This window comes from Trinickia violacea, from assembly GCF_005280735.1.
Classification (GTDB): domain Bacteria; phylum Pseudomonadota; class Gammaproteobacteria; order Burkholderiales; family Burkholderiaceae; genus Trinickia_A; species Trinickia_A violacea.
In genome coordinates, this window is record NZ_CP040077.1 from 4,349,818 (window position 1) to 4,374,807 (window position 24,990).

At 64.7% G+C, this 24,990-nt stretch carries 20 protein-coding genes; 4 read left to right on the forward strand and 16 right to left on the reverse strand.

Going from position 1 to position 24,990, the window contains the following annotated elements:
- Positions 1–101: 101 nt before the first annotated feature.
- The 3 genes from FAZ95_RS19905 to FAZ95_RS19915 all read right to left on the reverse strand — a co-directional run bounded on the left by FAZ95_RS19905 (position 102) and on the right by FAZ95_RS19915 (position 7,405).
- Positions 102–1,568, reverse strand: coding sequence for a glutamate synthase subunit beta (locus tag FAZ95_RS19905; protein ID WP_137334022.1), 1,467 nt, complete (start codon positions 1,566–1,568; stop codon positions 102–104).
- A 102-nt stretch (positions 1,569–1,670) separates the two neighbouring features.
- Positions 1,671–6,374 carry a glutamate synthase-related protein gene (locus FAZ95_RS19910; RefSeq protein ID WP_137334023.1) on the reverse strand — a complete coding sequence of 1,568 codons (4,704 nt, stop codon included), beginning with the start codon at positions 6,372–6,374 and terminating at the stop codon, positions 1,671–1,673.
- A 323-nt stretch (positions 6,375–6,697) separates the two neighbouring features.
- The gene (locus FAZ95_RS19915; RefSeq protein ID WP_137334024.1) at positions 6,698–7,405 is read right to left on the reverse strand and encodes a transposase; all 708 of its coding nucleotides are present in this window, start codon (positions 7,403–7,405) and stop codon (positions 6,698–6,700) included.
- Between the two features lie 187 nt (positions 7,406–7,592).
- Here FAZ95_RS19915 and FAZ95_RS19920 point away from each other — a divergent pair, with 187 nt between their 5' ends.
- Both FAZ95_RS19920 and FAZ95_RS19925 read left to right on the forward strand, forming a co-directional pair.
- Entirely contained in the window at positions 7,593–8,315 is a 723-nt protein-coding gene (locus FAZ95_RS19920) for an OmpW/AlkL family protein (protein WP_137334025.1), read from the forward strand.
- A gap of 237 nt (positions 8,316–8,552) precedes the next feature.
- The gene (locus FAZ95_RS19925) at positions 8,553–8,930 is read left to right on the forward strand and encodes an ElaB/YgaM/YqjD family protein (protein WP_137334026.1); all 378 of its coding nucleotides are present in this window, start codon (positions 8,553–8,555) and stop codon (positions 8,928–8,930) included.
- Between the two features lie 79 nt (positions 8,931–9,009).
- On the opposite strand, the gene ugpQ is transcribed toward FAZ95_RS19925, so the two are convergent.
- The 12 genes from ugpQ to pilM form a co-directional block, all read right to left on the reverse strand.
- Entirely contained in the window at positions 9,010–9,765 is a 756-nt protein-coding gene (ugpQ, locus tag FAZ95_RS19930; protein ID WP_137334027.1) for a glycerophosphodiester phosphodiesterase, read from the reverse strand.
- 44 nt (positions 9,766–9,809) lie between these two features.
- On the reverse strand, positions 9,810–10,895 hold the full coding sequence (locus FAZ95_RS19935; protein WP_137334028.1) for a sn-glycerol-3-phosphate import ATP-binding protein UgpC: 1,086 nt from the start codon (positions 10,893–10,895) through the stop codon (positions 9,810–9,812).
- Between the two features lie 29 nt (positions 10,896–10,924).
- Complete coding sequence (ugpE, locus tag FAZ95_RS19940; RefSeq protein ID WP_137334029.1) at positions 10,925–11,770, reverse strand: sn-glycerol-3-phosphate ABC transporter permease UgpE; 846 nt, start codon at positions 11,768–11,770, stop codon at positions 10,925–10,927.
- The gene (ugpA, locus tag FAZ95_RS19945) at positions 11,767–12,651 is read right to left on the reverse strand and encodes a sn-glycerol-3-phosphate ABC transporter permease UgpA (RefSeq protein ID WP_137334030.1); all 885 of its coding nucleotides are present in this window, start codon (positions 12,649–12,651) and stop codon (positions 11,767–11,769) included. Before ugpA ends, ugpE begins: the two co-directional genes overlap by 4 nt.
- Positions 12,652–12,821: 170 nt before the next feature.
- Positions 12,822–14,147, reverse strand: a complete 1,326-nt coding sequence (gene ugpB, locus FAZ95_RS19950) for a sn-glycerol-3-phosphate ABC transporter substrate-binding protein UgpB (protein ID WP_137334031.1) — start codon at positions 14,145–14,147, stop codon at positions 12,822–12,824.
- Between the two features lie 119 nt (positions 14,148–14,266).
- Positions 14,267–15,505: a deoxyguanosinetriphosphate triphosphohydrolase gene (locus tag FAZ95_RS19955; RefSeq protein WP_437437745.1), complete on the reverse strand. Its 1,239-nt coding sequence runs from the start codon at positions 15,503–15,505 to the stop codon at positions 14,267–14,269.
- A gap of 128 nt (positions 15,506–15,633) precedes the next feature.
- Complete coding sequence (gene aroB / locus FAZ95_RS19960; protein ID WP_137334033.1) at positions 15,634–16,710, reverse strand: 3-dehydroquinate synthase; 1,077 nt, start codon at positions 16,708–16,710, stop codon at positions 15,634–15,636.
- Positions 16,707–17,258, reverse strand: coding sequence for a shikimate kinase (locus tag FAZ95_RS19965; RefSeq protein WP_137334034.1), 552 nt, complete (start codon positions 17,256–17,258; stop codon positions 16,707–16,709). The genes aroB and FAZ95_RS19965 overlap by 4 nt, the downstream gene beginning before the upstream one ends.
- Positions 17,259–17,366: 108 nt before the next feature.
- Positions 17,367–19,001 (reverse strand): type IV pilus secretin PilQ, encoded by a 1,635-nt coding sequence (locus tag FAZ95_RS19970; protein WP_137334035.1) that lies wholly within the window; start codon positions 18,999–19,001, stop codon positions 17,367–17,369.
- The gene (locus FAZ95_RS19975) at positions 18,998–19,909 is read right to left on the reverse strand and encodes a hypothetical protein (RefSeq protein WP_137334036.1); all 912 of its coding nucleotides are present in this window, start codon (positions 19,907–19,909) and stop codon (positions 18,998–19,000) included. Before FAZ95_RS19975 ends, FAZ95_RS19970 begins: the two co-directional genes overlap by 4 nt.
- Positions 19,906–20,592 (reverse strand): PilN domain-containing protein, encoded by a 687-nt coding sequence (locus FAZ95_RS19980; protein ID WP_137334037.1) that lies wholly within the window; start codon positions 20,590–20,592, stop codon positions 19,906–19,908. The genes FAZ95_RS19975 and FAZ95_RS19980 overlap by 4 nt, the downstream gene beginning before the upstream one ends.
- Positions 20,589–21,578 carry a pilus assembly protein PilM gene (gene pilM, locus FAZ95_RS19985; protein ID WP_137334038.1) on the reverse strand — a complete coding sequence of 330 codons (990 nt, stop codon included), beginning with the start codon at positions 21,576–21,578 and terminating at the stop codon, positions 20,589–20,591. Before pilM ends, FAZ95_RS19980 begins: the two co-directional genes overlap by 4 nt.
- Before the next feature lie 250 nt (positions 21,579–21,828).
- Here pilM and FAZ95_RS19990 point away from each other — a divergent pair, with 250 nt between their 5' ends.
- Positions 21,829–24,231, forward strand: a complete 2,403-nt coding sequence (locus tag FAZ95_RS19990; protein WP_137334039.1) for a penicillin-binding protein 1A — start codon at positions 21,829–21,831, stop codon at positions 24,229–24,231.
- A gap of 79 nt (positions 24,232–24,310) precedes the next feature.
- Here the strand turns inward: FAZ95_RS19990 and cyaY are convergent, their stop codons facing one another.
- A complete protein-coding gene (gene cyaY, locus FAZ95_RS19995) occupies positions 24,311–24,628 on the reverse strand; it encodes an iron donor protein CyaY (RefSeq protein WP_137334040.1) in 318 nt (105 codons plus the stop codon).
- Between the two features lie 35 nt (positions 24,629–24,663).
- Here cyaY and lptM point away from each other — a divergent pair, with 35 nt between their 5' ends.
- Entirely contained in the window at positions 24,664–24,990 is a 327-nt protein-coding gene (gene lptM, locus FAZ95_RS20000) for an LPS translocon maturation chaperone LptM (protein WP_137334041.1), read from the forward strand.

Genomic DNA, 24,990 nt, shown 5'->3' on the forward strand with positions numbered 1-24,990 from the left:
GAGGCCGGGTCGCCCTTGCGGGCGCCCGGCCTTCCTTACCGCTTTATCGTCTCCACCTAGCCCTGCTATTTGACTTGGCAGGGTTTTCCGGATCGATCGCCTTAGCGCGGCAAATCCGAATGCCCCATCAGGAACGCGTCGACCGAGCGCGCACATTGGCGGCCTTCGCGAATCGCCCACACGACGAGCGACTGGCCACGCCGCATGTCACCCGCCGTGAACACGCCTTCGACCGACGTGTAATACGCCTTGTCGCCTTCGGTCGAAGCGCGCACGTTGCCGCGCGCGTCCTTATCGACGCCGAACGCTTCGAGCACCGGCGACACCGGCTGCGTGAAGCCCATCGCGAGCAGCACGAGATCGGCCTTCAGCTCGAACTCGGAGCCCGGCACTTCCTGCATCTTGCCGTCCTTCCACTCGATGCGCGCGGCGATCAGCTTGTCGACCTTGCCGTTCTTGCCTTCGAAGCGCTTCGTCGCCACCGACCAATCGCGCTCGCAGCCCTCCTCATGCGACGACGAAGTGCGCAGCTTGACCGGCCAGTACGGCCACACGAGCGGCTTGTTCTCTTCTTCGGGCGGCTGCGGCAGCAGCTCGAACTGCGTGACGCTCTTCGCGCCATGGCGGTTCGACGTGCCGACGCAGTCCGAACCCGTGTCGCCGCCGCCGATCACGACGACGTGCTTGCCCTTCGCGAGCAGCTGGTCGGACACCTTGTCGCCGGCGTTGACCTTGTTCTGCTGCGGCAGGAACTCCATCGCGTAGTGAATGCCCGCGAGCTCGCGGCCCGGCACGGGCAGATCGCGCGGCGTTTCCGCGCCGCCCGCGATCACGATCGCGTCGAACTGTTCCTTCAGCTCGGCCGGCGTGACGGTTTCCTTCGCCGTGTTGCCGATATGCGCCGGCAGCGGATCTTTACCGATGAAGACATTGGCGCGGAACGTCACGCCTTCGGCTTCCATCTGGCGCATGCGGCGGTCGATCAGCCACTTTTCGAGCTTGAAATCGGGGATGCCGTAGCGCAGCAGACCGCCGATTCGATCGTTCTTTTCGAACACGGTCACGTCGTGCCCGGCGCGCGCGAGCTGTTGCGCGACCGCGAGACCCGCCGGGCCCGAACCGACGACGGCCACCTTCTTGCCCGTCTTGTGCTTCGGCGGCTGCGGCGCGACCCAGCCTTCGGCCCATGCCTTATCGATGATCGCGTGCTCGATCGACTTGATGCCGACCGGGTCCGCGTTGATGCCGAGCGTGCACGCCGCTTCGCACGGCGCCGGGCAGATGCGGCCCGTGAACTCGGGGAAGTTGTTGGTCGAATGCAGGACCTCGATCGCGTGCTTCCAATCTTGATGGAAGACCAGATCGTTGAAGTCCGGGATGATGTTGTTCACCGGGCAGCCGTTGTTGCAAAACGGAATGCCGCAGTCCATGCAACGTGCGCCTTGGATCTTCGCCTCGTCGTCGGTCAGTGCCGCGACGAATTCCTTGTAGTGCTTCACTCGCGTGAGCGGTGCTTCATACGCCTCGTGGCGGCGTTCGTACTCGAGAAAACCGGTTGCCTTGCCCATGGGGTTCTCTTCTCAATCTCTGTATCGGTAAGGGGATCGGCGCCCGCCGCTCGTGCGGCGGGTGCTTCGCAAAAACGCAGGTGACGGTTCGACGGTTGCGTATCAGGCGGCGATGGCTTCCTTGCCTGCCTTCTTCGCACCGAGTTCGCCGAGCGCGCGCTTGTACTCGGTCGGGAAGACCTTCACGAACTGACGGCGCGCCGCATCCCAGTTCTCGAGCAGCGCCTTCGCACGCGGCGAGCCGGTGAACTGGAAGTGACGCTCGACGAGCCCCTTCAAGAGCGCTTCGTCGGTCTGGCCCGCGTGCCACAGCGCGCGGTCCACCGTGCGTTCCTGCTCGACTTGCTGCAGGACCGGATCGAGCGCGACCATCGACTTGTTGCACTTGCCGGCGAACGCGCCGTCCGGGTCGTACACGTACGCGACGCCGCCCGACATCCCGGCCGCGAAGTTGCGGCCCGTCTCGCCGAGCACGACGACCGTGCCGCCCGTCATGTATTCGCAACCGTGGTCGCCCGTGCCTTCCACCACCGCCGTCGCGCCGGAATTGCGCACGCAGAAGCGCTCGCCCGCGACGCCGCGCAGGAACGCTTCGCCTTCGATCGCGCCGTACATCACCGTGTTGCCGCAGATGATGTTCTCTTCCGACTTGCCGCGGAAATCGTTGGTTGGACGGATGATGATGCGGCCGCCCGAGAGACCCTTGCCGACGTAGTCGTTGCCGTCGCCGACGAGATCGAGCGTGACGCCCTTGGCGAGGAACGCGCCGAAGCTCTGGCCCGCGGTGCCCTTCAACTGGATATGAATCGCGTCGTCAGGCAGGCCGTCGTGGCCGTACTTCTTCGCGATCATGCCCGACAGCATCGCGCCGACCGTACGGTTCACGTTGCGCACCGGCTGGATGAACGACACGTGCTCGCCCTTCTCGATCGCGGCCTTCGCCTTCTCGATCAGCGTATGGTCGAGCGCACGCGCGAGGCCGTGGTCCTGCTCCTCGACATGCTTGCGCGCGACATCGTCCGGCACTTGCGGCAGATAGAAGACGCGCGAGAAATCGAGCCCCTTTGCCTTCCAATGCTCGATGCCCTTCTTCATGTCGAGCAGGTCCGCGCGGCCAACCAGGTCGTCGAACTTGCGGATGCCGAGCTGCGCCATGATCTCGCGCACTTCCTCGGCGACGAAGAAGAAGTAGTTCACGACGTGCTCGGGCTGGCCCGAGAACTTCGCGCGCAGCACCGGATCCTGCGTCGCCACGCCGACCGGGCACGTATTCAGGTGGCACTTGCGCATCATGATGCAGCCTTCGACGACGAGCGGCGCCGTCGCGAAGCCGAACTCGTCGGCGCCGAGCAGCGCGCCGATCACGACGTCGCGGCCCGTCTTCATCTGGCCGTCGGCCTGCACGCGGATGCGGCCGCGCAGGCGGTTGAGCACCAGCGTCTGCTGCGTTTCGGCGAGGCCCAGTTCCCACGGCGTGCCCGCGTGCTTGACCGACGACAGCGGCGAAGCGCCCGTTCCGCCGTCATGGCCGGCGATCACGACGTGATCGGCCTTCGCTTTCGCAACGCCCGCAGCCACCGTGCCGACACCGTTCTCCGACACGAGCTTCACCGAAATGCTCGACGACGCGTTCACGTTCTTGAGATCGTGAATCAGCTGCGCCAAGTCTTCGATCGAATAGATGTCGTGGTGCGGCGGCGGCGAAATCAGGCCGACGCCCGGCACCGAGTAGCGCAGCTTGCCGATGTACTCGGACACCTTGTGCCCCGGCAACTGGCCGCCCTCGCCCGGCTTCGCGCCTTGCGCCATCTTGATCTGGATCTGATCGGCGGACGCGAGGTACTCCGCGGTCACGCCGAAGCGGCCCGACGCGACCTGCTTGATCTTCGAGCGCAGCGAATCGCCGTCTTTCAACGGGATGTCGCGCACGACTTCCGGGCCGATCACCGAGGCGAGCGTGTCGCCGTTCTTGATCGGAATGCCGCGCAACTCGTTGCGATAGCGGTTCTCGTCCTCGCCGCCTTCGCCCGTGTTCGACTTGCCGCCGATGCGGTTCATCGCGATCGCGAGCGTGGCGTGCGCTTCCGTGCTGATCGAGCCGAGCGACATCGCGCCCGTCGCAAAGCGCTTGACGATATCTTTCGCCGATTCGACCTCGTCGAGCGGAATCGCCTTCGCCGGCGCGACCTTGAATTCGAACAGGCCGCGGAACGTCATGTGACGGCGGGTCTGGTCGTTGATGAGGTGCGCGTACTCCTTGTACGTCTGATACGAATTGCTGCGCGCCGAGTGCTGGAGCTTCGCGATCGCATCGGGCGTCCACATGTGGTCTTCGCCGCGCACGCGGTAGGCGTACTCGCCGCCCGCGTCGAGCATCGTCGAGAGGACCGGGTCGTCGCCGAACGCGTCGCGATGCAGGCGAATCGCCTCCTCGGCCACTTCGAACAAGCCGATGCCGCCGACCTTCGACGCCGTGCCCTTGAAATACTTCTCGACCAGATCGTTCGCGAGACCGACCGCTTCGAAAATCTGCGCGCCGGTGTAGGACATGTACGTCGAAATGCCCATCTTCGACATGACCTTATGCAGGCCCTTGCCGATCGCCTTCGTGAAGTTGTAGACGGCCTTTTCCGCCGACAGGTCGCCCTTGAGCCCTTGTGCCAGCTGCGCGAGCGTTTCCATCGCAAGGTACGGGTGAACGGCTTCCGCGCCGTAGCCCGCGAGCAGCGCGAAGTGGTGCGTTTCGCGCGCCGAGCCCGTCTCGACGACGAGGCCCGTGCTCGTGCGCAAGCCCTGGCTCACGAGGTGCGTGTGGATCGCGGCGGTGGCGAGCAGCGCCGGGATCGCGACGTTGTCGCGGTCGGTGCGGCGGTCGGACACGATCAGCATGTTGTAGCCGGACTTCACGGCATCGACGGCTTCCGCGCACAGCGACGCGAGACGCGCCTCGATGCCTTCCTTGCCCCAGGCCACCGGGTAGCAGATGTTCAGCTCATACGAGCTGAACTTGCCGCCCGTGTACTGATCGATCGCGCGGATCTTCGCGATGTCCTTGAAGTCGAGCACCGGCTGCGACACTTCGAGACGCATCGGCGGGTTGATGTTGTTCGTGTCGAGCAGGTTCGGCTTCGGGCCGACGAACGACACGAGCGACATCACCATGTTTTCGCGGATCGGATCGATCGGCGGGTTCGTGACCTGCGCGAACAACTGCTTGAAGTAGTGATAGAGCGTCTTGTTCTTGTTCGACATGACGGCCAACGGCGAATCGTTGCCCATCGAGCCGACCGCCTCCTCGCCCTGCTGCGCCATCGGCGCCATCAGGAACTTGAGGTCTTCCTGCGTGTAGCCGAACGCCTGCTGGCGGTCGAGCAGCGCGGCGGCCTCACGGCGCTCGGTCACGACGTCTTCGGCCTTCGGCTCGATTTCGTCGAGCTTGATGCGCACGGCGTCGATCCAGCTCTTGTACGGCTTCGCGTTCGCGAGGTTGTCCTTCAGTTCCTTGTCGTCGATGATGCGGCCGTGCTCCATGTCGATCAGGAACATCTTGCCCGGCTGCAGACGCCACTTCTTGACGATCTTCGATTCCGGAATCGGCAGCACGCCCGCTTCCGACGCCATGATCACGAGGTCGTCGTCGGTGATGAGGTAGCGCGCCGGACGCAGGCCGTTACGGTCGAGCGTCGCGCCGATCTGGCGGCCGTCGGTGAACGCGATCGCGGCGGGGCCGTCCCACGGCTCCATCATCGCGGCGTGGTATTCGTAGAACGCGCGGCGGTTGTCGTCCATCAGCGTGTGCTGCTCCCACGCTTCCGGAATCATCATCATCACCGCGTGGACGAGCGGGTAGCCCGCCATCACGAGCAGTTCGAGACAGTTGTCGAACGACGCCGTATCCGACTGGCCCGGGTAGATCAGCGGCCAGAGCTTCGGCAGGTCGTCGCCGAGCACGTGTGAGGCGATCGCGCCGGTGCGCGCGTTCAGCCAGTTCACGTTGCCCTTCACGGTGTTGATTTCACCGTTGTGCGCAATCATCCGGTACGGGTGCGCGAGCTCCCAGGCCGGGAACGTGTTCGTCGAGAAGCGCTGGTGCACGAGCGCGAGCGCCGACACGACGCGCTCATCCTGCAGGTCGCGGTAGTACACGCCGACCTGGCCCGCCAGCAGCAACCCCTTGTAGACCACCGTGCGCGCCGAGCACGACGGCACGAAGTATTCCTTGCCGTGCTTGAGCTTGAGCGCCTGGATGCGGTGGCTCGCGGTCTTGCGGATCACGTACAGCTTCCGCTCGAGCGCGTCGGTCACCATGATGTCCTTGCCGCGGCCGATGAAGATCTGGCGGATCAGCGGCTCGGTCGCCTTCACCGTCGGCGAGATCGGCATCGCGTGATCGACCGGCACGTCGCGCCAGCCGAGCACGACCTGGCCTTCGGCCTTCACCGTGCGCTCGAGCTCCTGCTCGCAGGCGAGCCGCGACGCGTGCTCTTTCGGCAGAAAGATCATGCCGACGCCGTATTCGCCCGCGGGCGGCAGCGTCACGCCCTGGCGCGCCATTTCCTCGCGATAGAAGCCGTCCGGAATCTGAATCAGGATGCCCGCGCCGTCGCCCATCAGCGGATCGGCGCCGACGGCGCCCCGGTGGTCGAGGTTCTCGAGGATCTTCAGACCTTGCTGAATGATGTCGTGGCTTTTCTTGCCCTTGATGTGGGCGACGAAGCCGACGCCGCAGGCGTCGTGCTCGTTTTGCGGGTCGTACAGACCTTGCGCGGCGGGGACCGAGTGCATCGGTTGCAGGGGGTCGTTCATGGGGACACCGTGTGAGAAGGGCCGAAAGCGGCCGTTAAAACCATTTGTTGTTCCGCCATTCGCTGTGCCGGTGTGCAGCCGCGGGGGCGATCGGGCTTCCTGCGTTGTGCGCCTGGGAACCGCCGGAATTCGGAATATACGCGACGAATCAAAGGAATAGCAAATAAAACGTGATGGTCTGACACCAATTATCGAACTGGTGCATTGTCATCTCATTTTAATGGGGCCGCATCAAAAACGAGCAAAAAGAAACGGCATCCGTAGATACCGTTTCTTTGCCGCGGGCCGCTTGGACCCTCGTACTCGTTAGGGGCAGGCGCTGCCTATTGCGTATGCGGCGTCTCGCGGACCTTCCTCGGCCGGCCGCGCGGCAACGGGGAGACGCGCCGGTTCGCCGCGCGCGCCGCCCATTCCCGATACGAGTCGCCGCCGAGCACCCAGCCCTTCAGCGTGGCCTGCTGCAACTGGCTGGCTTCGCGCTCGTCGAGCGGCTGCTCGCAGAGCTCCTTGTACGCGCGCTGCCGTTCGAACGGCGTGTTGCCGAGCGACCAGTACAGCGGGTGGTCGGTGACGAGGCTGTCGATCGTCAGCCCGATGTGATGCCGATAGCTCGACCAACGATAGTCCTCAGGGAGCGTGGCGAGTTGCGCCCGCACGGGACACATTTCCACCACGCGGCTCGCAAGCAAAAAGTAACGCTCGCCTTCGATGACGGTCGCGCGGTAGCGCCCTTCCCAAAGCGTGCCGCGCCGCGCGTAACGCCGGTTGAAGTGGGCGACGTAGCGCCGGCCCACCGCCTGCATCGCTTTCGGCAAGCTCGCCTCGTCGCTCGGCGTCACCAGCAATTGCACTGCGCCGGGCATCAGCACATAGGCATGAATGGCTAGGCGATGATCGCGCGACGCTGCTTTCAGGCAATCGATAAATAGCTCGTAGTCCTGGTCGTCGACAAACGCGGGCTGCTGATCGAGTCCGCGCAGGATCACATGCTGTGGCTGTTCAGGAACGTAGAGACGTGCAAGGCGTGCCATGCTGGATTCCGTTTAGTCGCGTTGGTAATTACCCGAAGGTCTGAAAAGCCGCACCAACGTTCGCTTTAAGCGCGGCGCGGCTGAGCCCGAAGCGGCGCCGCGCTTAGGGAGAATGCTCTAGCGGGCGCATATGGTCTGATTCAAACCTTCTCTTCATAATAAGCGGGCCTTTTATGGAGGAGCACACATGAAATTAAAACAGGCCATCACGGGGGCGGCGGCGCTCGCCTGTATGACGGCGGCACATGCACAAACGGCCGGATCTTTTTACGTAACGACAGGCTGGTTCCATCTAGCACCTCAAAGCAGCAGCGACCCGCTGGAAATCATTAGCACCGGGGGCACGCCGGTCAATCAGTCCGTGGCGGGCACCAGCGCCAGTGTCGACAGCTCCGACACACTGGGCCTGAGCGTCGGCTACAACATTACCGATCACCTCGCCAGCGAAATCGAATTCGGCATTCCGCCGAAGTTCGATCTGCAAGGCTCTGGTGTGCTCTCGCAGTTCGGCACCCTCGGCACCGTGCGCCAATGGAGCCCGGCATTGCTGTTCAAGTGGAACTTCATGAGCCCGCAAGCGAAGCTCCGCCCGTATGTTGGTATAGGCGTGACCCGCGTCTGGTTCTCCGACGCCACGATCACCAACAACCAGTTTCAAGCTGACTTCCTGCATGGTGGTCCGACCAGCGTTTCCACGGATCGTTCCTGGGCCCCTGTGTTTAATTTGGGCTTCAACTACAACATCACGGACCACTGGTTCGCGGGCGTATCGATCTCGTACATCCCGCTCAGCGTGACCGCAAACTTCTCGACGGCCAATGTGGGCCCGACGAAAGTGACCGTGAATTCGCAAGCGAAGATCCGCCTGGACCCGATCGTCACTTACGCGAAGATCGGCTATCGCTTCTAAGCGTAGCGGAAATTTTAGGCTTGCATGAGTGCCGCCGCACGACAACGTGCGGCGTTTTTTATTAGGCGCGGCTTATATCGACAGGTTGTAAATTCGACGGCAAACCGGCAGACGTGATGCACTTTCTACCCTCGACCGCTTGGCAAGCGCCTTGAGCGCTTGCGCCGGGCGGGATGGCATCGAAGTTGCTGAAAAGAGGTTTTGGCATCCATGTCCATTACCGACGGAGCGATCAGCATGACAACATTGCCGAATACGAAAGACGCCATCGGAGATTCCTGGAGCAGCACCAAGCGGCACGCGCGCCGTATCGCACGGCATAGCCGGCACGCGGCCGAAGACGTCGGCGGCGAAATGCGCGAGTTGCTGGCCGAGCTCGAGCAAGCGCTCACCGACGGCACGCAGGCCGACGCGGCCGTGCTCCGCACTCAATTGAAAAAACGCCTCGACGATGCGCGCGCCCGTCTCGATGGCGCACAGCAGAGCGTGCGCGAACGCGCGACCGAAGTGTTCGCCGACGCCGACGACTACGTGCGGGAAAACCCGTGGCAAGCGCTTGCGATTGTCGGTGGCGTGGCGCTCGTCGCCGGGGCGCTGCTTTCGCGCGGAAGGTAGATGCGTGATGGACGGCGCGTCGTGTGCGTAGGAGCCGCGTTGTGCTCGACGCGCGCCCTCGTCGTTCGTTAATGCCGCGTCACGCCCGATCGAAGAAATCCGCGCCGATGAGATCGATGCGGTCGGTGCAGATCGAGTCCACGCCCCACTCGCCAAGCAGCCGCGCGCGCTCGGGATCATTCACCGTGTAAGCCAGGATAGACAGACCTGCCGCCTTGATTTGCGCGACGAGCCGCTCAGTCAGCTCGCGATGATTCGCATGCAGCGAGACACATTCGAGCGCCTCCGTCTGCGCGCGCCAGTCCGCGGGCACGCCATCGAACAGCAGCCCTCGCGGCAACTCGGGTGCGGCGTCGCGTGCGGCGGCTAGCGCGTCGTACGAGAACGACGACAAGAGCGGCAGCACCGCCGAGGATGACCAAAGCTGCGCCGCCTCCTCCGCGACGAGCCGTCCCGTTTGCACATCGCGTAGCGCGCACGGCTTGATTTCGACATTCGCCGCGAGACCCAGCGCCTTGCAGCGCGCGGCGACTTGCTCGAGCGTCGGCATCCGCTCGCCGGCGAAGCGTGCATCGCGCCAACTGCCGGCATCGAGCGTCACGATCTCGTCATAACGCAGCTTCGCCGCTGCGCCGCGCCCGTTCGACGTGCGGTTCACCGTGTCGTCGTGCAGCAGGAACACGACGTTGTCGGCCGAGAGCTTCGCGTCGAATTCGATCATCTTCAGGCCGAGGCGCGCGCCGGTTTCGATCGCTGCGAGCGTGTTCTCGGGCGCGAGCGTGCCGCCGCCGCGATGCGCGACCACGCGCGGATAAGGCCAGTTGTCGCTTCTCATCGTCGAGGGTTCCGTGGTTGCCGCTATGGCTTCAAAACGTGGCTTCAAAACGCGCGCCGGCCCGTATCGGGATCGAAGAAATGAAGGTGCTGCACCGGCAGCGCGGCAGGCAGTGTGTCGCCGCGTACCGGACGCTCCACATGCGGCAGGCGCACAGCCACATCATGCTCGCCCCAGCGTCCGTGCGCGAGATTGTCGGCGCCGAGGAGTTCGCACGACTCGACGGCGAGCGGCGCATGCGCTGCGGCGGTTTGCGGCGTCATGTGCTCGGGGCGGATGCCGAGAATCCAATCGCGTCCGTAGGCAATCTCGCGGCCGATACCGGGCGCGCCCGCAATCGGCAGCGCGGGGCCGCCGCCCGCGACTTCGAACGTCGCGCCATCGGGTGAAAGGCGGCCTTTGAGCAAGTTCATCGCCGGCGAGCCGATGAAGCTCGCGACGAACACGGTCGCGGGACGCTCGTAGACTTCGGTCGGCGCGCCGATCTGTTCCGCGTGTCCGCGATTCATCACGATCACGCGCTGCGCGAGCGTCATCGCTTCGATCTGATCGTGCGTGACGTAGAGGCTCGTCGTGCCAAGTCGCGCATGCAGGCGCTGGATCTCGAGCCGCATCTGCACGCGCAGCTTGGCGTCGAGATTCGACAGCGGCTCGTCGAACAGGAACACCGACGGCTCGCGCACGATCGCGCGCCCCATCGCGACGCGCTGGCGCTGGCCGCCCGACAACTCGCGCGGCTTGCGCTCGAGCAGTGCTTCGAGTTCGAGGATCTTCGCCGCCGCCGCGACGCGCGAGTCGATCGTGCCGCCCGCGATGCCGCGAATCTTCAGACCATACGCCATGTTCTCCTTCACGCTCATGTGCGGATAGAGCGCGTAGTTCTGGAACACCATCGCGATGTCGCGATCCTTCGGCTCGAGCGTATTGACGACGCGCTCGCCGATCGCGATCTCGCCTTCCGACACGCTCTCGAGCCCCGCCACCATGCGCAGCAACGTCGACTTGCCGCAGCCCGATGGACCGACCAGCACGACGAACTCGCCGTCCGCGACATTGACGTCGATCCCGTGCAGCACGAACTGCTTGCCGTCGTACGTCTTGCGCACGCTCTTCAAAGTCAACGCTGCCATGCTGTTTTTCTCTCCGTGATAGTCATGAATCACTTTTCCGAATCGACGAGCCCGCGCACGAACCAGCGCTGCATCGCGATCACGACGACGAGCGGCGGCAACATCGCGAGCAACGTCGCGGCCATCACGAGATGCCATTCGGTCGCGGTGTCGCCGGTGGCGATCATCGACTTGATGCCGACCACGGCTGTCGTGAGCGACTGATCGTTCGTGATCAGGATCGGCCACAGGTATTGATTCCAGCCGTAGATGAAGGTGATGACGAAGAGCGCCGCGATGTTCGTCTTCGACAGCGGCAGCACGACGTCCCAGAAGAAACGCAGCGGCCCCGCGCCATCGATGCGCGCCGCCTCCATCAATTCGTCGGGCAGCGTCATGAAGAATTGGCGGAACAGGAACGTGGCCGTCGCCGATGCGATCAGCGGCAACGTGAGGCCCGCGTAGCTGTTCGTCAAATGCATCGACGACACCACCTGCACCGTCGGGAAGATGCGCACCTCGACGGGCAGCATCAGCGTCACGAAGATCAGCCAGAACGCCGTGTTACGCAGCGGAAAGCGAAAGAACACAATCGCGTAAGCCGAGATGATCGACACGGCGATCTTGCCGATCGAGATCGCGAGCGCCATCACGAGACTGTTGAACAGCATCCGGCCCAACGGGCTCGCCGCGCCGCGGCTGCCGTGCGTCCAGACGCTCGCGATGTTCTCGAACAAGTGCGTGCTCGGCACGAGCGACAGCGGCACGGTAAAGACCTCTTGCGCGCTCATCGTCGCCGCGCAAAACGCGACGTAGACGGGAAACACGATCAGCGCGACGCCCGCGAGCAGCACTGCGTGACAGAAGAGATCGAAGCCTTTGCGATTTTCGATCATACGTACTGCACCTTGCGTTCGACGAAGCGAAATTGCACGACCGTCAGCGCGACGACGATCAGCATCAGCACGACCGACTGCGCGCCCGAGCTGCCGATATCGAGCCCTTGGAAGCCTTCGGTGAAGATCTTGTAGATGAGCGTCTTCGTGTCTTGCGCGGGGCCGCCGCCGGTGGCCGCGTCGATGACCGGGAACGTATCGAAGAAGGCGTAGACGAGGTTCACGACGAGCAGGAAGAAACTCGTCGGCGACAAGAGCGGCAGTGCGATGCCGAAGAAGCGCCGCACGGGGCCCGCGCCGTCGATCGCCGCCGCTTCGATCAGCGAGCGCGGAATCGCCTGCAGGCCCGCATAGAAAAAGAGGAAGTTGTAGCTGACCTGCTTCCAGACTGACGCGAGCACGACGAGGAACATCGCCTGCCCGCCGTTCAACGCGTGATTCCAGACGATGCCCGCTTTCGCGAGCGCGAACGTCACGAGGCCGATGCTCGGATTGAAGAGGAACGACCACAGCACCGCCGCGATCGCGGGCGCGACTGCGTACGGCCAGATCAAGAGCGTGCGGTATGCCTTCGAGCCGCGCGTCACGCGGTCCGCGCAGGCCGCGAGCAGCAGCGAGACGGCGAGTCCGCAAACGGTCACGAGCGCGCTGAAGACGAGCGTCGTCTTGAACGACGCGAGATACAGCGGGTCCGCAAACAAGTGTTCGAAGTTCGCGAAGCCGACGAATTGGCTCGACGTGCCGAACGCGTCTTGCGTTTGCGTCGATTGCCAAAGCGCGACGCCGGCGGGCCAGAGAAAGAAGAGCGCGGTGATCGCGAGCTGTGGCGCGATCAGCAAATAAGGCAGCACGCTCGTGCCGAAACGGGAACGTTGGTGCATGGTCGGTCGGTCAGTAAGGTGGCGTTGTAAAGCGCGGCGGCGTGCCTCTGTGTGCGCAGCGCACCGCGCCTCGCCACGGGAAGACGGCTCGCGCTGACGCTACCGGGCCGTCGCATTCGAAGCCATCCGCACGTGCAGTGACCTATCGCCGCGACGGCCCGGGAACGCGATCAGCTACCCGATTGCTCGAAGCGCCGCAGCAGTTCGTCGCCGCGCGACGTCGCCGAATCGAGCGCCTCCTTCGGCGTCTTCTTCTGCGCCCAGACCTGCTCGAGCTCCTCGTCGACGATCGTGCGGATCTGCGGCATGTTGCCGAGACGCAGCCCCTTCGTATAAGGCAGCGGCGGCTTGTTGAGCATCTGCTTGATCGCGGTGTCGGAGCCCGGGTTCTTGTCGTAGAAGCCCTGCTGGCGCGTCAGATCGTAGGCGGCTGTCGTGACCGGCAGATAGCCCGTGTCCTGATGCCACTTCGCGGCGACCGGCGCCGACGACAGATACGCGAGAAACTTCGCGACGCCCTTGTACACGGTCGGGTCCTTGCCCGCGAGCACCCACAGGCTCGCGCCGCCGATGATCGCGTTCTGCGGCGCGCCCTTCACGCTCGGGTCGTACGGCATCGGCCCGGTGCCGAAATCGAACTTCGCATACTTGAGGATCCCCGCGAGCGCGCCCGACGAGTTGATCGAGATCCCGCAATCGCCGCTGTAGAACTTCGAGTTCGCCTCGTCCTTGCGGCCGACGTAGGTGAACGTGCCCGTCTTCGCCATGTTCTGCAGGAACTGGATGTGCGCCACCTGCAGCGGTTTGTTGAACTCGAGCACCGTGTCGGTGCCGTCGTAGCCGTTGTTACGGCTCGCGATCGGCGTGCCGTGCCACACGCTGTACTCCTCGATCTGCGTCCAGGCCTGCCAGGCGGTCGTGAATCCGCACGACTGGCCGGCCGCCTTCAGCTTGGCGGCATCGGCGGCGACTTCATCCCAGGTCCGGGGCGGCTGGTTAGGGTCGAGGCCGGCCTTCTTGAACGCGTCCTTGTTATAAAAGAGGATCGGCGTCGAGCTGTTGAACGGCATCGACACGAGCTGGCCCGTCTTCGCGTCGCTGTAGTAGCTCGCGATGGACGGCACGAACGCCTTTTGGTCGAGCGGCACGCCCGCCTGCTTGAAGACGTCCGACACCGGCAACACGGCCTTTTTCGCCTGCATCATCGTCGCCGTGCCGACCTCGTAGACCTGCAGGATCGCCGGCGCGTTGCCGCTGCGATAGGCAGCGATGCCGGCCGCGAGCGTCTGGTCATAGGTGCCCTTGAAGACCGGAACGATCTTGTAGTCGCTTTGCGACGCGTTGAATTGCGCGGCGATATCGTTCACGCGCTCGCCGAGGGCGGCCTCCATCGCGTGCCAGAACTGGATCTCAGTGGCCGCGAACGCGGCGTGGCTCGCACCGGCGAACAGCGCTCCCCCGAGCGCCAGTGAACGGAACAGCGTCTTGTAACCCATCGACTTCTTCTCCTTTTGCTTGACGCGAATGGCCCGCGGCGCACGCCGGGCGTCCCAGGTCTCCTGCGGGATGAAAAATACGAACGAATGAAAACGTTTCGAAAACGTTTCCGAGCAGTCTAGTTGTCGTCTATGACAAACAGTCGTTGATATTCTTTCAGCGCGTAGCGATCGGTCATGCCGGCGATGTAATGCGCGATGAGACGCGGCTGCTGGGCCTTGTCGGCAGCCTGGTAGGCAGGGGGCAGGAGGCGCGGATCGTCGGTGAAAGCGCCGAACAGGCCGGTGACCACGCGCCGCGCCTTGTTCGCCATCCGCATCACCCGGTAGTGACGGTACAGGTTCTTGAACAGAAAGTGCTTGAGCGCCGCGGCCTGCGCGGCGACCTCCTCGCTGTGCGCGACGAGCGGCGGAGCGGCTCGCACGGCGTCGAGCGAATCCGGCGCGTGCGCGACGAGATTGCGCGTCGTCGCGTCGATGAGGTCGACGATCAGCGTGTTGATGATCCGGCGCACGGTTTCGTGGACCACCCGGCGCCCTTCGAGATCGGGATAGGCGCGCTTGGCGGCCTCGTAGTGGCGCTGCCACAGCTCGACCTGCGCCAGCTGCTCGATCGTCAGGAGCCCGGAACGCAGGCCGTCGTCGACATCGTGGTTGTTGTAGGCGATTTCGTCGGCGATGTTGGCGATCTGCGCTTCCAGTGACGGCTGCTGCCCGTTCAGGAAGCGCTCGCCGAGCGCGCCGAGCTTGCGCGCGTTCTCGCGGGAGCAATGCTTGAGGATGCCTTCGCGCGTCTCGAAGCAGAGGTTCAGGCCGTTGAACGCGCCGTAATGCTCCTCGAGCTCGTCGACGACCGCGAGGCTTTGCAGGTTGTGCTCGAAGCCGCCGTGCTCGCGCATGCACTCGTTGAGTGCATCCTGTCCGGCATGCCCGAACGGGGTGTGACCGAGATCGTGGGCGAGCGAAATCGCTTCGACGAGGTCTTCGTTCAAGCGCAGATTCCGCGCGATCGAACGCGCGATCTGCGCCACTTCGAGACTGTGAGTGAGCCGCGTGCGAAAGAGATCGCCTTCGTGATTGACGAAGACCTGCGTCTTGTATTCGAGGCGCCGAAAGGCGGTGGAGTGGACGATGCGGTCGCGGTCGCGCTGAAATTCCGTGCGCGCTTCGGGAGGCGGTTCGGCGTAGCGGCGGCCGCGCGATTGAGACGAATGCGCCGCATACGGCGCGAGGTGAGCTTCGAGGGATGCAACGGTGGGGGCTGCGAAGACGGCCGCTTTTCCGCTCCCATTGCGCTGGTCCGATACTGGCGACGTATCGCTTGGCCGAACGGCTGCCGCTTCGTGCGGCTCTTTCAGCGTTGCGCTGCGCTTTTCACTCACCGGTCACTCCCCCTCCGAATCACGGATCGCGCGTCGCGGCCCAGATGGCCCAGGCGACTTGGTCAGGCCAGACATGAGCCGGTCCAAGCCGGACTGACGCACCGTCAGAGACTTGCCGCGAGTGTCTCGTGGACGATGTCCTCGGGCGCAGTCGTTATCAGTGTTTCGCCGAAACGCTTCAGCAGAATGAATTTGATCGAGCCGGCCTCGGCCTTCTTGTCGACCTTCATCAGTTCCATATAGCGCGTAACGCCCAGCGCCGGCGCGCGCGTCGGCAGATGCGCCGCGGCGATGACAGCGACGAGCCGCTTGCGGGCGTCGTCATCGAAATGGCCCAGCCGCACCGACAAATCCGCGGCCATCGCCATCCCGCAGCCGACGGCCTCGCCGTGCAGCCACTCGCCATAGCCCAGCCCGGCCTCGATCGCGTGGCCGAACGTGTGGCCGAAATTCAGGATCGCGCGCAGCCCGCCTTCGCGCTCGTCGGCCGCGACGACCGACGCCTTGATCTCGCACGAGCGCTTGACCGCCTGCGCGAGCGCGTCCGGCTCGCGGCGATTCAGTGCGTCGACGTTCGCTTCGATCCAGTCGAAGAACGCGGCATCGGCAATCGCGCCCGTCTTGATGACCTCGGCGACGCCCGCCGCCAGCTCGCGCGCCGGCAGCGTGGAGAGCGCGGCGATGTCCGCGATGACGGCCTGCGGCTGATAAAACGCGCCGATCATGTTCTTGCCGAGCGGATGATTGATGCCCGTCTTGCCGCCCACCGACGAATCCACTTGCGACAAGAGCGTCGTCGGCACCTGAATGAACGGCACGCCGCGCATATAGCAGGCAGCGGCAAAGCCGGTCATGTCGCCGATCACGCCGCCGCCGAGCGCAATCAACGTGGTCTTACGGTCCGCATGCTCGGTGAGTAGCGCGTCGAAGATGAGGTTCAGCGTTTCCCAGTTCTTAAAGGCTTCGCCGTCCGGCAGCACGACCGTCGATATTTTCTTGCCGAGCGGCACGAGCGCTTGACGCAATACGTTGCCGTAGAGCGGATCGACCGTCGTGTTGGTCACGATCATCACCGACTGACCGGCGATGTGCGGCGCGAAAAGCTCGGTCTTGCCGATGAGTTCCGTGCCGATATGAATGGGATAGGCGCGTTCGCCCAAGTCGACGTTGACGGTAATCATGTATGTGCCTGTCCGGTGATGCCGGCCATTTCGAGCTGCATCAGCACCATGTTGACGAGACCGTTCACTGACGGACGCCCCGTTTCCACGATGAAGTGTGCGCATTCGCGATAGAGCGGGTCGCGCACGCTGTAGAGCGCTTCGAGCTTGGCCTTCGGGTCTTCGGTCTGCAAAAGCGGGCGGTTCTTGTCTTTACGCGTGCGCAGCCAAAGGTCGTGCGGATTCGCGCGTAAATAGACGACGAGGCCTCGCGAATGCAGGAATTCGCGGTTTTCCGGGCGCAGGATCGCGCCGCCGCCGGTGGCGAGCACAATGCCCTCGCGCGCGGTCAGGTCGGATATGACCGCCGCCTCGCGGTCGCGAAAACCGCCTTCGCCCTCGTGCTCGAAGATGATCGGGATGCGCGCGCCGGTGCGTGCCTCGATTTCGTGGTCCGAGTCGAAGAACGGCCGATCCAGACGGCGCGCGACCGCACGGCCCACGGTGGTCTTGCCTGCCCCCATGAGCCCTACGAAAAATACATTGGCGTGTGCATCCCGCGCTTGCAACGGTTTCCTCTGACTTGATCTGCTGTGGTTCGTGGCGCAGCTTACTGGCAAAGCGCCTGCCTTGTCGAGCATGGGGCCGGAACAACGGCCAGCCCGCCCGGGGCTCGTTCATGGCGTTTCGACGACGCGTGGTGTGATGAAAACGACCAGCTCGTTGCGTCGTTCGCTCTGCGCGCGGTGTCGAAAGAGCGCGCCCAAAAGGGGTATTTTGCCCAAGAGCGGCACCCGCGTCACATCATCCCTGTCATTGCTCTCATAAATCCCTCCTATCGAGACCGTTCCCCCGTCCTCCACTTCGACGCGTGTCTGCACGTGCTTGGTGTTGATCGCGGGGCCGTTGGCCGTCTGCTCGCCGACGCTGTCTTTCGCGACGTCGAGATCCAGAATCACGCGGCCCGCCGGCGTAATTTGCGGTTCGACCTCGAGTTTCAGGCTGGCTCGGCGAAACTGGACGCCCGACATGCCATTGCCCACCTTCGCCTGGTACGGCACCTCGGTGCCCTGCTCGACGATCGCCTTCATGCGGTCCGCCGTGACGACGCGCGGGCTGGACACGATCTCCCCGCGGCCCTCCGCTTCCAGCGCGCTCAATTCGACGTTCAAGAGCCGCGTGGCGCGCGCCGCGAACAACGTGAAGCCGGCTGTCGCGGCGTCGAAACCCGAGATCGGCCCCGCCGACAGGTCATACATCGAGCCATCCTGGCCGCCTGCGACGAAGCCCCGCGGCGTCCCCCCTTCCTGGGTCGCGCGCAGCGACAGGCGCGCGCCGAGATCGCGCGAAAAGCCGTGCTCGCCCTCGACGATGCGCGCTTCGATCAGCACCTGGCGCGTCGGCCTGTCGATCGACGCGAGCAGCTCGGCAATCTGCGCGAGACGAGCCTCGAGGTCGGTCACGAACATGAGGTTCGTGCGCGGGTCCGCCATGGCCGCGCCGCGCTTTGACAGCACGCGCTGGCCGCCCGGCGCGTTCAATAGCCGCACGACGTCCTCGGCGCGTGCGTAATGCAGCTCGAAGGTGCGGCTGGCCAGCGGCTCCAGCTCGGCGGCGCGAGCGTGTGCTTCGAAGCGCAGCCGCTCTCGGGCCGCGAGATCGGCAAGCGGCGCGACCCAAATCACGTTGCCGCGCCGCTCCATCGCGAGGCCGTTGACGTCGAGCAGCGTGTCGAACGCGTTGCGCCACGGCACGTGGTTCAAGCGCAGCGAAACGAAGCCGCGCACGCGCTCGCTCGCGACAATGTTCAGGTTCGTGAAGCGCGCGAACGCGTCGAGCACGGCGCCGAGTTCGGCGTTTTGAAAATTCAATGTGATGGGCTTGTTGTCGTCGGGACCGATATCGCTAGAAGCGTCTGTGCGGCGGCTCATGCGCTTTGCGGGCGCAAGCGGCACCGGCGGGCCTTCGAGCGGTGCCGCCGCGGCGCCGCTCGGGCTCTCTGTCGGCGCGACACCCGGCGTTTGCTTTGTCGCTGCTGCTGCGGCCTCGCTTTCTTTGTCGCTCGCTTCCTCGGCATCCGGCGACGTAAAGCCGCTCGACAGTTCCGTCGCTTCGCTTCGGAACGGATTCGGAACTTCCGCCCCGCCGTGCTTGAACAACGGCAACACCCCGCGCCGCCCGACCGAATCGTCGAGCGGCATCTCCGTGGGCAGTGGCGGCAGCGGTGGCAGCGACTGAAGCGACGCGCGCGCCGCCGTCGCCATGAAACACGCGATGACGACGCCCCATCGGATGCCATTGCGGATCGTCATCGCGCATCCTCCGGCAGCGTAAGCAACCGCACGCCGACATCGCTCGACAACGTGACGCCTCGGTCGTCGATGCGGGTCACTTTCTCCCGGCCGATCGACTGCCCGGTTGCGAGCGAGGTCGCGCCATCGGCTGCCGTCACCAACGCGAGACCGCGCGTGCCCTCGCGAAGCAAGCCGACGAGGTGCAGCATCGATCCGGCGTTGGCGAGCACAGCTGGCGCAGCGGCAAACGGGTCGGCGAACCACGCTTCGTCGGCGTCATCGCCGCCCGGATCTGAATCGGCGACAGCAGACGGCACGAGCGACGAGGGCAGCGCGTCGAAGAATGCCAAGGTCATGCTAATCGACAGCTCGTCGCCGTCGTGCTTCACGAGCAGATCCTCTGGAACGACCAGCACCGGCAGGCTCGGCAATCCCTGCAGGAAATCGAGCAACCCGGCGAAATTCGCACGCGCGACCACACGGACCGGACGCGCCGCCTCGATACCCTCGCCGTAGGGCTTGGCCGGCTCGAGCGCGCGCAGCGTCAAGCCGCTTCGTGCGGCGAGCGCCGAAACGGCGTGCCAATTGCCGACGGACGAACTGGCCCGGTCGTCGGTCGACGTTGTGGCGTGGGCCATCTCCAAACGCAGAGCCGGGAGCCTTGCGACGGCCGTGCGCGCGTCGGATAAGCGGTGCTCCACATCCGCCAGGGCCGCCTGGCTGGCGCTCTTGCGGCCAAGATCCGCTGCATCCCACGCGCATGCGCCAATCGCGAAGACCACCGCCGCGATCACGGCGCCTACCGTCAAACGCCGTGCGCCTGTCCACGCCTCCAGCGGCACGTGCGGACTCGATAGCCAGCTTGCAAAACGGCCCAGCCCCACGTCGCCGTGCGGTCGGAACAGACGATCCGCAATCGAACTCATCGTGCGCCCCCTTTGTGGTCCCCGCGGCGTTTCGTTTCCTCGGCAGGTTTGGCTGCCGCACCGTCCCAACGCAGATGGGCGGCAAATTCGATTGCGCTGCCGACGCCAAAGCCATCATTGCCCGGCAATGCCGCTACGTGCCGCAGATCGGCGACATCCACCGATTGAATGCCGCGCGCGCCGTTCAATCGCGCGAGCCACGCGGATGAAGCATCGCTGTCCGTTGCGCTCGCGATAAGCGTCACTTCACGATCCGTTTGCTTCAACTCGCGCAAAACGATGCCCGGGTAGGTCTCCCGGCTCAGCGCATCGACGAGGTCGAGCAAACGCGCTCTCGGTTCCACCAGCTTTTGCGCCAGCGCCGTGCGCTTGCGCAGATCCGCTCGCTGGCCTTCGAGTCGACGGTACTCGGCAAGCGGCACGCCGAGGCTCGCCAGCGTCAATTCGAGCGCGTCTCGCTTCGCGTCCAGGCCGGCGCGCTCCAACGCTTCCCAGCCCACCCACGCCGTCACCGCCGCGCACCCGATCAGCACCGCCACCAAGCACTCGATCAGGCAACGCCGGCGCGCGCGACGGGCATTGCGCTGCCGATACGGCAACAAATTGAAACCGCCCAAATGCGCGCGACGCCCGTGCGTCGACTGTGCCGATCCGCGCAATTTCCACAGCCGCTGCGCCGTCATTCGAAAATTCCGCGCAACGCCAGACCGAACGCAACGGCAAACGACGGCGCCTGACGCAGCTCGACGGGAGCCCGGCTCGATCCATCGCAAAACGCGCCGCATTCGAACGGCAGGACGCTGCAACCCAGCAGGTCGCCGACGTCGGCGACCGCGAGCCCCACGCTACCGAGCAAATCGAGTTCGCCCCCGAGCAGCGCGCAGCCGAGCGCGCCGCCATCGGCCAGTTCGCGCAACGCGTCGGCAAAGTCGTCATGCTCCGGCGCGGGATATCGGATGTGCGCCTCGATCACGTCATTCGCTATCCGCCAGCCGTACACGCCGTCGCCGCCTACCCACAACGCGGCGTAACGTTCGCGCGGATTCAACTCGAATTCGGCGGCATGCCGCAACGCGCGCAGCGCGGCGGGCGGCTCGCCGTCCAATGCGATCAATTCGATGCCGGCGGCAGCCGCCGCCTCGACACGGGCTTCGAGATGCTGTCGCGGCGTCGCGGCGATCGTCACCGAGGGCGCGTTGCGGCTGGCGTCGCTGGGCGCGTCGTCGATATACCAGTCGACCGCCAGCGCATGCCGCTCGATGCCGGCGACGCGCTCGGCCTCGGCCATCACGGCCGGCTCGATGCCGGCCAGAACACGCATGGACGTGGCGCTCGGCGTACGTGGCACGAGCCGCGACAGCGCGACCGACACCACCACCGTCGCCGACCCCGGCACGGCCATCGCGCAGATCAGCTTGCGCGTCGCGCACCGGTCCGGAAGCTGCGCGAAAGCGTCGCACAGCGCCGACGCCACCGCGCCCCGATCGACGATTTGCGCCCCCGCCATCGCCCCGCCGGCAAGCGGCGCCGCGGCAAGACACTCGACGCTCACCGGCCCCGCCCCGCGCCCGCGCTGGCTCAACACGGCAAGCCGCACCTCCCGCGGACCTAGGTCGATACCCGCCGCGAAGCGGCGTTTGGTGGGCAGCAGCGTGTTAGTGATCGGCATGACTCCTCCTTGCAGCATGCGCGCCGAACCGTTCGGGCGCTCGTTCGTAAGTGCTATTCGCCTGACGAATTCTGCAAAGACAGGGGAGCCTGCGGCACTCGGCCGAATGGCTAACGCGACGTTGCGCGCGCTCCGAAGGCCCGCCGAAGCACTACATTGGTATTCAGCGGTGTAGATGGCAGCGCGTAAGCGATTCGAAAGCGTACAGCCCCGGCCAGCTATAATCGCGAGTCTGCTTTTTGGTGTTCGTATGCAATCCTCCCCCCCAACGTCTCCGTCAACCGCCCCGAAGAAGCGCAAACATCCGTTGTGGCTGAAGCTGCTGCTCGGTTTTGCCGGTCTCGTCGCCGCGTTCGTCGTCTGCGTGGGGCTCGTGCTCGGCTATGCGCTCGTGGTCGCACGCCCGAACCTGCCGTCGATCGACGCGCTCACCGACTATCGCCCGAAGGTGCCGCTGCGCGTCTACACGGCCGATCACGTCCTGATCGGCGAGTTCGGCGAAGAGCGCCGCGACGTCGTGCACATTCAGGACGTGCCCGACTATCTGAAGAAAGCGGTCCTCGCGATCGAGGACGCGCGCTTTTACGATCACGGCGGCGTCGATTTGACCGGCATCGCGCGCGCCGGCATCGTCGCACTGACGAACGGCCATGCGACGCAGGGCGCCAGCACGATCACGATGCAGGTCGCGCGCAATTTCTTCCTCTCGAGCGAAAAGACCTACACGCGCAAGATTTACGAGATGCTGCTCGCCTACAAGATCGAGTCGAAGCTGACCAAGGATCAGATTCTCGAGGTGTACATGAATCAGATCTACCTCGGCCAGCGCGCATACGGTTTCGCGAGCGCGGCGCGCGTCTATTTCGGCAAGGACCTGAAGGACATCACGCTCGCCGAAGCGGCGATGCTCGCCGGCTTGCCGAAAGCGCCTTCCGCGTACAACCCGGTCGTCAATCCGAATCGCGCGAAGGTGCGGCAGGAGTACATCCTGCAACGGATGCTGGAGCTGCACTACATCACTCAGGCACAGTACGACGACGCCGTGAAGCAGCCGCTCGTCGTCAAGGGCTTGGGCAGGGAATTCAGCGTGCACGCCGAGTACGTCGCCGAAATGGTGCGCCAGATGATGGTCGCGCAATACCGCGAGGAGGCGTACACGCGCGGTCTGAACGTCGTCACGACGATCGATTCGGCGGATCAGGACGTCGCGTATCGGGCGCTGCGCCGCGGGCTGATGGACTACGAGCGGCGGCACGGCTACCGCGGCCCGGAAGCGTTCATCAATCTGCCCGCGGACGCGAGCGAGCGCGAACAGGCCATCGACGACGCGCTCGCCGAACATCCGGACAACGGAGAAATCATTGCGGCGGTCGTGACGTCGGCCACCCCGAAGGAGGTGCAAGCGGCCTTCATCGACGGCAATGTGGCGACGATCACCGGCGACGGCCTGCGCTTCGTCGCCTTCGCGCTCGGTCCGCGCGCGCAGCCGAATCAGCGCATTCGGGACGGCGCGGTCGTGCGCCTCATCAAGAACAGCGACGGCAGTTGGGCGATCACGCAGTTACCGCAAGTCGAAGGCGCATTCGTTTCGGTCGTGCCGCAGGACGGCGCGATTCGCGCGCTCGTCGGCGGCTTCGACTTCAACAAGAACAAGTTCAACCACGTGACGCAGGCGTGGCGCCAGCCGGGTTCGAGCTTCAAGCCGTTCATCTACTCGGCGTCGCTCGACAAGGGACTTGGCCCCGCCACCATCATCAACGACGCGCCGCTCTTTTTCAGCGCGGCCGAAACCGGCGGTCAGCCGTGGGAGCCGAAGAACTACGGCGGCGGCTTCGAAGGCCCGATGACGATGCGCACGGCGCTGCAAAAGTCGCGCAACTTGGTATCGATCCGCATCCTGTCGCAAATCGGCACGAAGTACGCGCAGCAATACATCACGCGCTTCGGCTTCGACGCGGACCGTCACCCTGCGTATTTGCCGATGGCGCTCGGCGCGGGTCTCGTCACGCCGCTGCAAATGGCGAGCGCGTATTCGGTGTTCGCGAACGGCGGTTACCGGATCAACCCGTATCTGATCGCCGAAGTCACCGACCCGTCCGGAAACATCCTCGCCCGCTCGCAGCCGATCATCGCCGAGCAAAATGCCCCGCGCGCGATCGACGGGCGCAACGCGTACGTCATGAACAGCCTGCTGCAAAGCGTCGCGCAGCGCGGCACCGGCGCCAAGACGAACGTGCTCAAGCGCACCGACCTCGCGGGCAAGACCGGCACCACCAACGATTCGCGCGACGCCTGGTTCGCCGGCTACCAGCACACGCTGACGGCCATCGCTTGGATCGGCTACGACAATCCGCGCAGCCTCGGCGACCGCGAAACCGGCGGCGGCCTCGCGCTGCCGGTGTGGATCGACTACATGGGGCAGACGCTCAAGGGCGTGCCCGAATACAAGATGCCGATGTCGGACGACGTCGTATCGATCGACGGCGAACTGTATTTCAGCGAATTCACGCCGGGCAACGGCTTTCTCGCGAGCGTAGGCGTCAGTCAGGCTCCGGCCGATGGCGAAGTCGTCGATTCAGCCTCGCAAGCGATGCCGGAGCATGTGGGCGATCAGGAAAAGCAGGACATCATGAACCTGTTCCGCGGCCGCTGAGATAGGCGGCTAATGGCTGGCTGAAGGCTCACCGAAGGCTCGCTGAAGAACCGACCTGTCATCGGCGAGCCATGCACGGTCACTCCCGGAACTCGACAGGCTCGCCGGCCTGCTGCGACGCATATTGCGAAAGCGCGGTAAAGAATTCCTGGCCGCTGCGCGTGTCGCGCCATTCGCCGTCGACAAACTTGAAATGAAAACCGCCGGCCTTCGCCGCGATCCAGATCTCATGCATCGGCGGCTGAAGATTCACGATGATCTTCGTTTTGTTCTCGAATTCGAGCGTCAGAACATTGCCCGTGCGTTCGAATTCGATATCGGCGTCGATATCGTCCGATGCGCGCTCAATCGCGGCCAGAACGGCTTCCGCGCGGGTCAGGTATTCACTGTCGGTCATGCTAAACTCCACCGATTAATTATTCAGGGACGGTCATGCGAGTCGTTTTGAGGATGAGCGCGATTGTAGCGGCTTTGGCTCTCACCACCGCTGCGCTTGGCGGCTGCGGGCAACGCGGGCCGCTCTACATGCCGACCGTCCCGCCGCTGCCGAAGAAGCCCACCGACCAAATGGAACCGCCCCCATCCGACGTGAAGCCGGATGCGGAAACGGGTGCGATCCCAGCCTCCGGCGCAACGGGCGCCGCTTCCGATACGTCGTCCACCCCGCTCTCGCTTTCGCCGGACAGCCGACTCGGCACGACGACGAGCACGGCCAAGCCAGCGTCCAGCCCCGCTTCGGGTTCGTCCCAAGATCAATAG